Origin of the sequence: Cellvibrio sp. BR, from assembly GCF_000263355.1 — a bacterium.
GTDB lineage: Bacteria > Pseudomonadota > Gammaproteobacteria > Pseudomonadales > Cellvibrionaceae > Cellvibrio.
On record NZ_JH668200.1, the window covers coordinates 1,143,636 to 1,156,674 of the forward strand.

Here is a 13,039-nt window from a genome sequence, read left to right on the forward strand (position 1 = left end):
ATTGCGCTAAAAAACTAGCCAAGCTTACTGCTTGCAGTGGGCAAATGAAGAACAATAAAAAAGCCCTATCGTTCACGATGGGGCTTTTTTATATTCAGGACGATATGCAGGGTTGCTATCCAGTTCTGACGATTTGCGTTAATGATTTTATTGTATTTATTTTTATTCCTGTGGAGTGATTTGTGAAATTTGTTGATGAAGCCCCTATTCATGTCGAAGCCGGTAATGGTGGCAACGGTTTCATGAGCTTCCGCCGGGAAAAATTTATTTCCAAAGGCGGCCCGGACGGCGGCGATGGCGGCGATGGTGGTAGTGTTTATCTGGTGGCTGATGAAAACCTGAACACCCTCATCGATTATCGTTTTGTGCCCAAGTATCGCGCCGAAAATGGCCAGAAAGGCGGCAGTAAAGATTGTACCGGTGCCAAAGGTGCCGATCTGTTTCTGCCCGTGCCCGTAGGCACCACGGTAATTGATACCGATACCGAAGAGGTTTTTGGCGATTTGACCGAACACGGTCAGAAATTAAAAGTGGCGCAGGGTGGTTTCCACGGTTTGGGTAATACCCGCTTTAAAACCAGTACCAACCGCACACCGCGCAAAACATCGCCCGGTACGGAAGGCGAAATGCGCAACCTGAAACTTGAATTAAAAGTATTGGCTGATGTAGGTATGCTTGGTTTGCCCAATGCCGGTAAATCCAGCTTTATCCGCGCGGTCAGTTCCGCCAAGCCCAAAGTGGCGGATTATCCCTTCACCACACTCGTACCCAATCTCGGGGTGGTAAAAGTGCAGCAGCACCGCAGTTTTGTGATCGCCGATATTCCCGGTGTGATCGAGGGTGCCGCCGAAGGTGCTGGCTTGGGGGTACGTTTCCTCAAACATTTAACCCGCTGCCGCTACCTGATGCACATGGTGGATATGGCGCCGGTGGATGAATCCAATCCCGCTGACAATGTCCGCATCATCGCCGAGGAGTTAGCCAAGTTCAGCCCGACCCTCGCCACCCGCGAGCGCTGGTTATTGCTCAACAAAATCGATTTGCTGCCGCCCGATGAAGTGGAGGCGCGCTGCCAGGCGGTGGTTGATCAATTGAACTGGACGGGCCCGGTCTATCGTATTTCGGCGCTCAATCGCGAAGGCACAGTGCCATTGATTGGCAAGCTGATGGATAACCTTGAAGCGGTCTGGGAAGAGGAAAAAACCAATCCGGAAGTGCGCGAGCGCGAAGAGCAATTGCAAAATCAGATGGCGCAGGAAGCGCGTGATCGCATTGAAGAGCTGCGCGAAATCGAGCGTGAAGCGCGTCGTGCACGCGGCGATGTGGAGGATGATAACTTCAATGAAGATGATTACGACGTAGAAGTTATTTACGTTGGTCACTAATTAAATGCGCGTTGATTTTGCGATTAGTCAGCGTAAAAAAATAGTGTAATCTCACGCCCGGGTCTCGTTCCGGGCGTGTTGCATTATGCGCCCGGTGTTTACATAAAAATTTAACAAATTATTCTTGAGCGCATCTCTTCATGAGCAAAAGAAACATCATTCCCCAAGCTAAGCGCTGGGTAGTAAAAATCGGCAGCGCTCTCCTTACCAATGATGGTAAAGGTCTTGATGCCGAGGCCATTGCCGGTTGGGTCAAACAAATGGCTGAGCTGCGTCTGCGCGGCATTGAACTGGTATTGGTTTCATCCGGCGCCGTTGCCGCTGGTATGCGCCGTTTAGGTTGGGCTGCGCGCCCGACTGAAATTCATCAGCTGCAAGCGGCGGCCGCTGTTGGTCAAATGAGTTTGATTCAAACTTATGAAGTGGAATTCCAGCGCTACGGTTTGCTCACCGCACAAGTGCTGCTCGACCACGACGATTTATCCTCCCGCCAGCGCTATTTAAATGCACGCTCCACCTTAAAAACTCTGGTGGGTTTAAATGTGGTGCCGGTGATTAACGAAAACGACACAGTGGTTACCGACGAAATTCGCTTTGGCGATAACGACACCCTCGGTGCGCTGGTGGCCAATTTAATTGAAGCGGATTTGTTGGTCATTCTCACCGACCAAAAAGGCATGTACGACAGCGACCCGCGCTCCAATCCCGATGCGCAACTGCTGAGTGAAATCGCCGCTGATGATAATCGCCTGGAGCAAATGGCTGGGGGTACTGGTGGTGCCTTGGGGCGCGGCGGCATGATTACCAAAGTGCGCGCCGCACGAGTTGCTGCGCGCTCCGGTGCCGACACAGTAATTGTGGGAGGGCGCATTGAAAATGCATTGCTGCGTATTGCGGACGGTGAAAACCTAGGCACTTTTTTGTGGGCCGAACAACAGCCACAAGCCGCACGCAAACGCTGGATCTCCGGCCAGTTGCAAACCCGCGGCACCATTATTCTGGACGACGGTGCAGTGCGCATGGTGCGCGAGAAAGGTAAAAGTATTTTGCCAGTGGGCGTCAAAGAAGTGCGCGGTGATTTCACCCGTGGTGATATGGTGATTTGCGAAGATTTAAACGGCAAAGAAATCGCGCGCGGATTAATTAATTACCACGCCGATGAGGCGCGTAAAATTATCGGTAAACCCAGTAGCCAAATCGCCGATGTTTTAGGTTATCGCGATGATAACGAATTGATTCATCGCGATAATCTGGTGTTGAGTTAAAGCATTAATATCTCAGTGTGTGAGCTATTGTTTGTCAAAAAAGCTGATGCCAGAAGCGTAAAAAAACTTTGAGGGAGGCAGGCATGAACAAGGCAGTAATACTGGTTTTAGTATTTGGTTTGGGTGGATTGTGCGGTTATAAAATTGGCGCTGAGGTTCCATTTGATCTGGAGTGGGTGTCTGCTCCCGCTGAATTGGATTCTAATCCTGAATCAGTCGCGCTACCGGCTCCGCAAGTTGCTAAAACCACCCCGCAACGGATCGCTATGGCATCACTACCTTCATCGGATGATGTGATCAGACTTTTAGGTGTGCAGACGCCTAAAAGTCAGTTCGACGGATACCGTGCGCTCCAGCAGCTGGAGCTTTTATCCCCCTCTGCCATTCAAAATATCTTGCTATCGCTGGATGATTCCCAGCCGCAACTTAAGGGACAAATTGCATGGTTCCTTGCGGGAAAATTCCCTGAGCACGCATTCACGTTAATGGAGTCATCCATGGGGGAGGAGCTCGCTGCAACCCTGTTTGCTAATTTGTCTCTGAATCAGCCGCAAATGACATTTGAATGGTTGCAGCAGCATGAAAGCGATTTTGTATTTATGTTTTCCGCTCCTGAGCAGCAGCTTGAGAGAAAGATGGCTCTGTTGCAGTCTTTGTCCATTTACCCCGATTGGCAGTGGATGGCTTACGAGGAAGGAGTGCGTTTACTCAAGGAGAGTGTTCGTCCGCAAGATAAATGGAGTAGGGTCGGTTTGGCTCAAGCCGTGGCGACAGCGAATCCTATGGCGGCGATTGATTATGCATTAACGCAGCACCAAGGAGAGGTTGATGTGACCTTGCTCAATAGTGCCTTGGCTGTATACGCCAAAACTGACCCTTTGGAAGCAAAAAAAATGTTTCTCGAAAATCAGGCTCATGTTGATGAATGGGCGGTTAATGGTTTGATGGACAGTTTATTTAATCGTGCCTATTTCGCTGATGCCTATCAACTTATCGATAGTTTGCATGATAAAAAAATTGCAGAATCGGTTGCGTTAACTGGCGCCAGTAAAATTCATATCTATGGCAGTGAAAAGGTGGGTGAATTTGTGGCGTCAATTAAAGATCCATCGCTAAAGTTCAAGGCGGTAAGTGCGGCCACCCAGTCCATGTCTTTTGCTGGCTATCCAGTAGAAAAGTTGCTTGAAATTATGGATGGTAACTTGCGCGATATTTCTGTTGCAGAGAAGGCATTCTCTTATGCATGGACTTTAAAAACTGGCTATAAGGAAGATCCTCAATCTTTGGCTGCATATATGAATAAAATGAAATTTGATAACAAAGAGTTGGCGGCAGAAGTTGAAAAAATTCTTGGGTATATTCAGGATTCTTGAGCTTTTTTGTCACGAGTGTAACGCCCGCCCCTATTGAAAGCGGCGGGCGTTTTTATTGTTAACCCTAGTAATTATTGTTTGTGTTGAGATGCTTTGTTGCGCAAAGCAACGAAAGCAATCGCACCGAGTAATAACAACATGCCCGCTGGTTCTGACACAGTTACCTCACTTGTATTCACTGTTGTATTGCTGATGCTATCGATAAATAAATCCTGGCCGTAAGCATCGCCTATTGCATTAGTGGTTAGCGAAAAATCTCCGCTGCCAATAGCAATTGTGTTAAGCAATACACTGAACAAGGTAAATTCCCCTGCTTGTAGTAATTCCAGATCTGCTATTTCATCAAAGGATACTTCTAACATATTTAACCAGCCAAGGTTGCTGCTGCTATCTTGCAGGCTGCCAAAGCCGAGTAGGTCTAACTGGTTGCCTTGTACTGCATCACCCCAGCTGATACTGCTGATGCTAAACAAATTTTCATCGTAATGAAAATTGACATCGTAACTGCCCAGTGCAGTTGCGTCATCTAATCCGTTGATGCGCACTTGCAGTTCAATTGTTTCACCGATACTGGTAGCATTCTTGTCGGTTATCAGATCGATACTGATTGCATTGGCGTTGAGCGATAAAATTAAACCAAGCGCTAATAAACAGGCGAAGATTTTTTTCATTTTCAAACTCCTTAATTAATTGGTGGCGCAGCCGGTGCGAGTGCATTGCAATGTGAGTGCGCGTGCATCGAGTGCATTGATGACGCCGTCGCCGTTTACATCGCGTTGATCAAATGCAGTTGGCGTTACCCCGCGTGCGTTGGTGACGAGTTGCACATCGTTTTTATCCACATCGCCGTCGCCATCGAGGTCCAAAATTAATTTCAATGAAACTACTAACGGATCATGATCGGATGAGCGATATGCGTCGGCGCTATAAAAATTGGCAATTTGTGTGGGCGATTTAAATTCAGTGTTGTAGTCGAGGCTGATAGGTTCGTCGGCATTGATATGCCAGTCAGCAGTGAATAACACTTGTGGTGTTAATGAGCTGCTTGCCAAGCTGTGATCCAAATAACCGGCTTGCCCGTCGAACACATAAGAATAAGCACTGCTGCCGCCGAATTTATGAATCAGGTCGGTATAACCCGCATTGATAATCTGGGTGATGGGATCTTCTTTGGCGTACGCATTTAAATCACCAATGATTAAATAATCCGGATCATTAACGCCGGTTGGATTGGTGCTCAGCCAATTCACCAGGGCGGTGGCGGCTTGGGTGCGAGTGATATTGCAATTGCCCTGACCATCACCGATGTCTGTATCGCCCAGGTCATTACAATCCGAACCTTTGGATTTAAGATGATTGACGACAACGGTCGCAATTGCACGGTTGCTGTTGGCGCGAAAACTTTGCGCGAGCGCGGGGCGATTTTTGGTGTCGATAAATTGTTGGTCAATGCTTGAATCCAAAATTGCGGTTGTGCCAATCGCAGTAGCTTTGTCGCTGCGATAAATAAACCCGACCGCAATTTCATCGGTACCGATTTTATTTACGCCTGGATTGATATATTTCCAAGTGTTGATTCCGTTAGCGGTATTCAGTGCTGACGCTAATTCGGCAATTGCGCTGGTGCTGCTGTAACCATCATTTTCAATTTCAACCAGACCAATCACATCTGCGTTCAAGCCCACCAGGGCGCTGACAATTTTGGCTTTCTGCCGTGCAAATTCCGTGGCGTTGTTGGCGCCGCGTGCAGTGGGGAAACCGCCACCAGTGCCATTACCATTGAAAAAGTTTAAGACGTTAAAGCTGGCGATTTTTAAATTCGCCGCTGAATCTGTTACCGGTGCGAGTGGGCGGGCATTGGTGTTAATAAAATTGGGTGCAATCGTAGGGAGAATGCGATACACACCAAAATCGTAAGTGATTACACCTTGTAGATTTGCCACAGTATCGCCGCTGCGCAGTGTGTTCTGTGCAGACAAACCGGGTGCGGGGAAAATAACCGGATCAGGATTTTGCAGATTGCTGGCGTCATCCATCATCAATTTATTTAAATTATTTTGCGCTTGTAATGCATTAGCCGCTGCACCGGGTTCAACCACATTGGTGGGTTGTTGCAAACGGCCATTGGCGAGCAGCACTTGACCGAAGCGACCTAATTGATAGGTTTCGTTTACGGTGAGTGTTTGTGCAATAGCCACGGACATGCCTTCAATTTTTTCAAAGGTATCCAGTGAGGTAACCGGCAGTGAAAGAGTGGCTGGCGTCGGCAGGGCTTGATTGCTCGCGCACACGGCTACCGTTGTTTCGCTGAGTTGGGTTAATTGAAAAGTCTCTGCGATTTTCCCATATACGCGTACCCGATCACCCACTGCAACAGGTGTAGTACTGGCGATATAAATGCCTTCGGATGTGTTTGCATTGCCATCGCTGTCGGTATCTTCTTCTTGCACAAAAAATCCGCCGAGCTGATTGGCATTTTGGAAATCCGCAACCACGATGGCTTCAATGTTGACATCGCTTCCAAGTAGCGGGCTGCTCGCGCCGGCGCCCTGAATACTGCTGATCAAGGTGGCAGCATCCCCGCAACTGCCGGTTGTTCCGCCATTGTTGCCACCGTTATTGCTGCTGCCTTGATAGGTGCCGAGGTGATCAAAAGTATCTTGCGCGAAACCTTCCCACTCCAGCGCGGGGTCAAAACTGTTATTGATGATTGCATCGCCAGCGGTGATGGAGGTTTTGCGGCGCAGAGTGTTGTCGGCGGTGCTGGTAAAACCCGTGCCCCATTCGCTGCCGGGGTCAACGCCGACTTGCCCGATGCTATCCAAAATTGTGTTGCCATTTTTCAGCACAATCGCATCGTCACCATTAAACCAGCCGGAACTGTTGGTTTGGTTGGCAAGGGCAAGAATGCTTGCATTGGCGCTGCCATGGGCGAGCACAAAGACGCCGTTTGCGGGGATGTTGCCGATGAGGTTGATGGTCAGGCCAGCGCTATTGCTGCCGTTGAAATACATCTCCACTTTATGGCCGCTCAGGGCGATGTCATTGGTACTGCTGTTGTAGATTTCCAATGCTTTATTGTTGCTGCTGCCTTCTATGTATTCAGAAAAATACAGCGTGGCGGCGGCGGGGAAGCTGGCGCTTGCAATCAAGCAGGCCAGCGACAGGTGAATCGCTTTTACTGAACTCATGGTGTGCGCTCCCTTGGCAAATGCCCGATATGGGCAATTAACTGTGTCAGGGGCGCAGCTTAGGTGGGCTTTGTTACGGAGCTGTGGCGGGATTTGGACTATTTGGTGATGTTTTTGTGACTATCCCATGGGGGCGTCAATTTTGTGAGCCCTGTTGGGCGATTGTCGCCTCGTCTACTTCCACCCTGTCCAGCGAGCCTATGTCCAAAAAGGGCGAGGCATCAATTGCTTCGGCATCCATCATTTCTGCCACGCGCTGCAGCGAAGCGATAATCATGTGCTGCTCCCAGCTGTGCAGCTGGTCAAACTTGCGCACAAAGCTGTCTTGCAGCGGGGTGGGGGCGGTATCCAGCAGGGCATTGCCGCTGTCGGTAAGCTGCGGGTGAATTTTGCGTTTATCGGTCAGCGAGCGCACCCGCGCAATCAGGCTGCGGCTTTCCAGGCGATCCATAATGCTGGTGACTGTGGCTTGGCTCAGGCTCATGGCGTCCGCCAGCTCTTTTACTGTGCCGCCCTGCTGGCTGCGGATCAGCTGCAACAGGCGTAGTTGCGGGCCGGTGACACTGGCGGTTTTCACCAGTTGGCGCGAGTGGAGGTCGATGGCGCGAATTACACGGCGCAGCGAAGTGAGTACCTGGTCGATCTGGTTCATTTAGGGTGTCGTCAGTAAGGGTTAGGGGGCGGAGATAGCAGCATGCCTGTGGGAGTGCTTCTTGTCATCCTCAGTGCAAAGGTCAGGTTATGTCACAAAATTATCACTAGACCTGTGCTGATAAATTTTGTACTATCAAAAATATACTTTGTGTACTAAGTATATTTTAAGGCAAAAAGTTTGATTAAGTGCCAATAAAAACGATTTTTTGCTGTTAATTCGATGTTTACTAAATTTTAATCCTTTCTTAAAGCCTTTTAATCTATTAAAAAGGCTTCCAATTGATTAGTGTTGTAATAATATTGCCGCTATCAAAGACGCACTATGGAGGTTTTTATGAACGCCAGAAACGATCTTTTATGGGACACCCTGGAGCTGCGCCACCCTCTACCAACCGATGGTTATGCTCTCAACCAACTGGTTGCTGCCAGCCCACCGCTGGATACCAACTCCGTCTACTGTAATTTGCTGCAATGCCAGCATTTTGCCGATACCTCGGTTGCCGCCCTGCTCAACGGGCAGTTGGTCGGTTTTATCTCGGCTTATTGCCCGCCGAATGACAGCGAGACCCTCTTTGTGTGGCAAGTTGTGGTGAGCGAGGCAATGCGTGGTTCCGGCTTGGCCAAGCGCATGCTCACGTGGTTGGTGGATCAGCCGGGCACCGAAAAAGCCCAGCGCCTTACGACCAGTATCACCCCCGATAATCACGCCTCCTGGGCGCTGTTTGAAAGTTTTGCCCGCGACTGCGGCGCCATCCCCGTTAAAAGCATGATGTTTGATCGCGATCGCCATTTTGGTGGCGAGCACGACGACGAATACTTGCTGCAAATTGCCCCGTTGCCCAACCGCCCCGACAAATCCATGGCCTATCACCTGGACGATTTGCGTGCAGGTTTGCGCTGCTCCAACCGGCGCTGGCTGGATTGATGATGGGCAACGCGCGCGGTGCAACTCGTTGCCCGCGCTGCGAACATCACCCATAAACCGTTAAACCTTGCAGGGCCAAGCCCTACCCGAATGGTGATACCTCTGTATCGCCACGGGAAACTGCTATCCAAAATTTAGCTATTCCCATTAGCACAAATCATATTCACCAAGAGGATGACGACAATGAAAATTTTTCAACAAATGGAATCGGAAGTTCGCTCTTACTCTCGCGCTTTTCCCGTGGTATTTCACCATGCGCGCGGCAGCTATTTATTTGATGATCAGGGCAAAGCCTATCTCGATTTTCTCGCCGGTGCCGGCTCGCTGAATTATGGTCACAATAATCCGCTGCTTAAAAAAGCACTAATGGATTATATCGAGCAAGACGGTATCGCTCATGGCTTGGATATGCACACCCAGGCGAAAGCAAAATTTCTGCACAGTCTGCGCGATATTATTTTGGCGCCGCGCGGTTTGGAATATCGCGTGCAATTTACCGGGCCGACGGGCGCCAATGCAGTTGAAGCGGCATTAAAAATTGCGCGCAAAGTCAAAGGCCGCAGCGGTGTGATTGCGTTTACCAATGGTTTCCACGGTGTCTCGCTCGGTGCGGTCGCTGCCACGGGTAATCAACATCATCGCGGTGGTGCTGGTGTGCCGCTGAACAATATTGAGCGCATGCCTTTTTGCGGTTATCACGGGCGCGATGCCGACACCCTCAAAATGATGGACAAATTATTGTCTGACCCTTCCAGTGGTGTGGATATTCCCGCCGCTGTGATTATTGAAGTGGTGCAAGGTGAGGGCGGTTTAAATGTCGCGGCCGATTCCTGGTTGCAGGGTTTGCAAAAATTGTGTCGCAAACACGACATGTTGTTAATTGTCGATGACATTCAAGCAGGCTGCGGCCGCACCGGTAGCTTCTTTAGTTTTGAAAGCAGCGGCATTAAGCCCGACATTGTCACCTTGTCAAAATCCCTCAGCGGTTTTGGTTTGCCGTTGTCGATTGTGTTGTTAAACCCCGCGCTGGATCGCTGGTTGCCGGGCGAACACAACGGCACCTTTCGCGGTAATAACCACGCCTTTATCACCGCGACAGCGGCGCTCGAAACCTATTGGCGCGACCAACATTTTGTACAGGAGATTGCGCAGAAATCCCTCATTGTACAGCAGCAATTAAAAGCCATGCTCGATGCATTCCAGCCGCTCACCCTGCGCGTAAAAGGGCGCGGTTTAATGCAGGGCATTGAATGCGCCAGCGGTGCTATTGCCGATTCGATTTGTCGCCATGCATTTGAACGCGGTCTGGTGATTGAAACAGCCGGTAACCAGGGGCAGGTAGTAAAAGTGTTTTGTCCGCTCACGATTGGTGAGGAGGATCTGCGCAAAGGCCTGAAAATTCTTGAGCTAAGTTTTGCGGCCACCATGAGTGAATATGTCGCACGCAAATCCGCGTAAGTCGTATTGACCTGATTAAAAAATAGAGAGGTATCTATGATTGTTAGAAAATTATCCGAGGCAAAACTGCAAGGGCGCACCATTAATGCAGAAGGGTGGGAGAGTAACCGTCTGTTGTTAAAAAGTGATGGCGCCGGTTTTTCATTCCATATCACCCGTATTTTTAAAGATGCGGTGCTACCCATGCACTATCAAAACCATATTGAGTCGGTGTATTGCATCAGTGGCTTTGGTGAGATTAAAGATGTCGCCAGCGGCGCCATTCACACTATAGAGCCGGGCACTATTTATATTTTGGATAAACACGACAAACATATTCTGCGTGCGTTTGAAGAAATGGAATTAGCCTGTGTGTTTAACCCGCCGCTGATGGGGCGCGAAGTGCACAATGCCGAAGGTGCCTATGCGCTAGCGGCGGAAGTGATTGTATGAAGCAAGACTCCGCGTTTAAGCGCGCCTTTATTCTGCTGCTAATTGTGCTCCTGCCGCTGTTATTTGCGGCGGGTATTCAGGCGCAAAGTTTACTGGAAAAAAAGGCCAGCGCAGCGGCAGAGCAGGCACAACAAACTGTAGAGCAGCTGGACGCACCGCTCTACAGTGCGTTTACCGAGCGTTATATTTTGGATGAATTAAAATCCCTGCGCACCGACATGGCCGCGCAGCGCGTGGAATTTATCCAGCAAATTACTGATCGCCAAATTGAAGCGGTCGATCGCAGTGTGAGTTACGCCACCAATACTGTGTCCAATTTTTTCTACATTATCGCTGCGGTAAGTTCGGTGTTGGTGATTGTGGGTTGGACATCCATCCGCGAAATGAAAGAAAAAATGGGCACTCTTGCCGATAAAGAACTGCGCAAATTAATTGGTGCTTATGAAGACCGGCTGCGTGAAATTGAACAGCAGCTGCGGGAAAAATCCACCTACATTGATGAAAACCGCGAAGCCATTGAGCGCACCAAAGAAATTCACGCGCTCTGGTTGCGCGCTGCACAAGAGTCGGCGCCCGCCAATAAAATTGCGGTTTATGATCAAATCCTGGCGCTCAACCCACGGGATTGTGAAGCGCTCACGTACAAAGCCGATGCTGCACTGGAATCCAATGAGCCCCAGTGGGCGATTAATTTGTGTCAAAACGCGCTGCAGCTTGATGCTTCCAATGCGCATGCGTTTTATCAGTTGGCCTGCGCTCATGCGGCGCTTTCCCATTTTGACGATGCAATTAATTTCTTAACCAAAGCGCTCGTCAATGGCGATGCGCGTTTGGATGATTTCGCCAAAGACCCCGCGTTAGAACCACTCCACCATTTGCCCGCGTTTGAGCAGTTGCTGCTTGATGCCCATAGCACCGTCTAAAATCCGGGCCTTGTTATGCTGATCAGTTTTATTGTTTGCCTTGCACTTTTTCTGGTTATTGGTTTGGCCTCGGCGCGCGTGCGTAAAAATAATGCGCAGGATTATTATCTCGCCAGTCACAGTGTGCCGCCCTGGTTGGTTGGTTTGTCGGCGGTGGCCACGAATAACAGCGGCTATATGTTTATCGGGGTGATTGGTTATACCTACGCCGTTGGTTTGTCGGCCAGTTTATTAATGATCGGTTGGATTCTCGGGGATTTTCTCGCGTCGCTCTGGGTTCATCAGCGCTTGCGCGCGCAGGCTTTTAATAACGGCGAAACCAGCTATATCGGTGCGCTCACGCGCTGGGCCGGTTTTTCGGGGCGCGGTTTTCGGGTAATTGCGGCACTGATTGCGTTGGTGTTTTTATTGTCCTATGCCGGTGCGCAACTGGTCGCGGGTAGTAAAGCGTTGCAGGTATTGCTCAATTGGCCCGCGTGGTTGGGGGCAGTAATCGGCGCGTGTTTGGTGATGCTTTATTGCATTGTTGGTGGTATTCGCGCGTCTATCTGGACCGATGCAGCGCAATCAATCGTGATGATTGTTGCCATGGGGTTAATGTTATTTACCGCCGTGCAAGCGCTGGGTGGCGTATCGGCCAGCGTTGCCGCCATGAATGATATTCCCGGTTTTCTTTCGTTCGCGCCTGCATCGGTGGTATTACCCGGCGCGGCAGGAGTGGGTATATTTTTTATTGGCTGGCTGCTTGCCGGTTTTTCGGTTATCGCCCAACCGCACATTATGGTGCGTTTTATTACGCTCAATGCCGCGCAGAATTTTGTGCAAACCCGCCTGTGGTATTACGCCTGGTTTGTAGTGTTTTATTGCATGGCGACCGCCGTGGGGATGCTCGCGCGAATTTATTTACCTGAGTCGGCAAACTTTGATGCCGAGTTGGCGCTGCCGCAAATGGCGGTGGAATTATTGCCACCACTGCTGGTCGGCTTGGTGCTCGCGGGAATATTTGCGGCCACAATTTCTACGGCGGATTCATTGCTGCTGAGTTGTTCTTCATTTATCTCGCAAGACTTGGCGCCGCGTCTGTTTGCGGCGCGCAGTAGCACCAACATCATCGGTATAAAAATCGCCACACTATTAGCAACCTGTGCTGCACTAGCGTGGGCGCTGCTGAATCAACAATCGGTTTTTGCGTTAGTAGTGTTGTCCTGGGCGATGCTCTCGGCAGCATTTGTGCCGCTTATTTTATTGCTCTGTCTTGGTAAAACCTTGTCGCAAACTATGGCGCTATGGCTGATGGGTCTTGGCTGCGGCACGGTACTTCTTTTGCATTGGTGTGGTATCGGCGGCGATTTATATTTGGGTTTACCGGCGCTGCTGGTTTCACTGTTGGTTTATGGCCTGGTATCCCTCATTAAGCGCCGCTGATCTTCGCT

11 protein-coding genes are annotated in these 13,039 nt (G+C 49.9%); 8 read left to right on the plus strand and 3 right to left on the minus strand.

Translation table 11 applies throughout. The features are described from left to right. Positions 1 to 182: 182 nt before the first annotated feature. The 3 genes from cgtA (at position 183) to O59_RS04770 (ending at position 4,023) form a co-directional block, all read left to right on the plus strand. Positions 183 to 1,385 carry an Obg family GTPase CgtA gene (cgtA, locus tag O59_RS04760; protein WP_007640058.1) on the plus strand — a complete coding sequence of 401 codons (1,203 nt, stop codon included), beginning with the start codon at positions 183 to 185 and terminating at the stop codon, positions 1,383 to 1,385. 140 nt (positions 1,386 to 1,525) lie between these two features. Continuing rightward, positions 1,526 to 2,650, plus strand: coding sequence for a glutamate 5-kinase (proB, locus tag O59_RS04765; protein ID WP_007640060.1), 1,125 nt, complete (start codon positions 1,526 to 1,528; stop codon positions 2,648 to 2,650). Positions 2,651 to 2,733: 83 nt separating this feature from the next. Next, positions 2,734 to 4,023, plus strand: coding sequence for a hypothetical protein (locus tag O59_RS04770; protein ID WP_007640062.1), 1,290 nt, complete (start codon positions 2,734 to 2,736; stop codon positions 4,021 to 4,023). A gap of 71 nt (positions 4,024 to 4,094) precedes the next feature. Here O59_RS04770 and O59_RS04775 read toward each other — a convergent pair whose 3' ends face one another. The 3 genes from O59_RS04775 to O59_RS04785 all read right to left on the minus strand — a co-directional run bounded on the left by O59_RS04775 (position 4,095) and on the right by O59_RS04785 (position 7,866). Further along, positions 4,095 to 4,694: a cohesin domain-containing protein gene (locus O59_RS04775; protein WP_007640063.1), complete on the minus strand. Its 600-nt coding sequence runs from the start codon at positions 4,692 to 4,694 to the stop codon at positions 4,095 to 4,097. 15 nt (positions 4,695 to 4,709) lie between these two features. Continuing rightward, the gene (locus O59_RS04780; RefSeq protein ID WP_007640065.1) at positions 4,710 to 7,214 is read right to left on the minus strand and encodes an ExeM/NucH family extracellular endonuclease; all 2,505 of its coding nucleotides are present in this window, start codon (positions 7,212 to 7,214) and stop codon (positions 4,710 to 4,712) included. 136 nt (positions 7,215 to 7,350) lie between these two features. Continuing rightward, entirely contained in the window at positions 7,351 to 7,866 is a 516-nt protein-coding gene (locus tag O59_RS04785) for a MarR family winged helix-turn-helix transcriptional regulator (protein WP_007640067.1), read from the minus strand. 336 nt (positions 7,867 to 8,202) lie between these two features. On the opposite strand from O59_RS04785, the gene ectA reads away from it, so the two are divergent. From ectA to O59_RS04810, 5 genes are all read left to right on the plus strand, one after another. Then, entirely contained in the window at positions 8,203 to 8,793 is a 591-nt protein-coding gene (gene ectA / locus O59_RS04790) for a diaminobutyrate acetyltransferase (protein ID WP_040391182.1), read from the plus strand. 183 nt (positions 8,794 to 8,976) lie between these two features. After that, positions 8,977 to 10,251 (plus strand): diaminobutyrate--2-oxoglutarate transaminase, encoded by a 1,275-nt coding sequence (ectB, locus tag O59_RS04795; protein WP_007640070.1) that lies wholly within the window; start codon positions 8,977 to 8,979, stop codon positions 10,249 to 10,251. Between the two features lie 36 nt (positions 10,252 to 10,287). After that, entirely contained in the window at positions 10,288 to 10,683 is a 396-nt protein-coding gene (locus tag O59_RS04800; RefSeq protein WP_007640072.1) for an ectoine synthase, read from the plus strand. Continuing rightward, the gene (locus O59_RS04805; protein ID WP_007640074.1) at positions 10,680 to 11,606 is read left to right on the plus strand and encodes a CDC27 family protein; all 927 of its coding nucleotides are present in this window, start codon (positions 10,680 to 10,682) and stop codon (positions 11,604 to 11,606) included. Before O59_RS04800 ends, O59_RS04805 begins: the two co-directional genes overlap by 4 nt. 15 nt (positions 11,607 to 11,621) lie before the next feature. Further along, a complete protein-coding gene (locus O59_RS04810) occupies positions 11,622 to 13,031 on the plus strand; it encodes a sodium/proline symporter (RefSeq protein WP_007640076.1) in 1,410 nt (469 codons plus the stop codon). Positions 13,032 to 13,039: the final 8 nt, after the last annotated feature.

Coding starts and splice junctions, on each gene's coding strand:
- proB (WP_007640060.1), top strand. CDS start 1,526: ATGAGCAAAAGAAACATCATTCCCCAAGCTAAGCGCTGGGTAGTAAAA.
- O59_RS04770 (WP_007640062.1), top strand. CDS start 2,734: ATGAACAAGGCAGTAATACTGGTTTTAGTATTTGGTTTGGGTGGATTG.
- O59_RS04775 (WP_007640063.1), bottom strand. CDS start 4,694: ATGAAAAAAATCTTCGCCTGTTTATTAGCGCTTGGTTTAATTTTATCG.
- O59_RS04780 (WP_007640065.1), bottom strand. CDS start 7,214: ATGAGTTCAGTAAAAGCGATTCACCTGTCGCTGGCCTGCTTGATTGCA.
- O59_RS04785 (WP_007640067.1), bottom strand. CDS start 7,866: ATGAACCAGATCGACCAGGTACTCACTTCGCTGCGCCGTGTAATTCGC.
- ectA (WP_040391182.1), top strand. CDS start 8,203: ATGAACGCCAGAAACGATCTTTTATGGGACACCCTGGAGCTGCGCCAC.
- ectB (WP_007640070.1), top strand. CDS start 8,977: ATGAAAATTTTTCAACAAATGGAATCGGAAGTTCGCTCTTACTCTCGC.
- O59_RS04800 (WP_007640072.1), top strand. CDS start 10,288: ATGATTGTTAGAAAATTATCCGAGGCAAAACTGCAAGGGCGCACCATT.
- O59_RS04805 (WP_007640074.1), top strand. CDS start 10,680: ATGAAGCAAGACTCCGCGTTTAAGCGCGCCTTTATTCTGCTGCTAATT.
- O59_RS04810 (WP_007640076.1), top strand. CDS start 11,622: ATGCTGATCAGTTTTATTGTTTGCCTTGCACTTTTTCTGGTTATTGGT.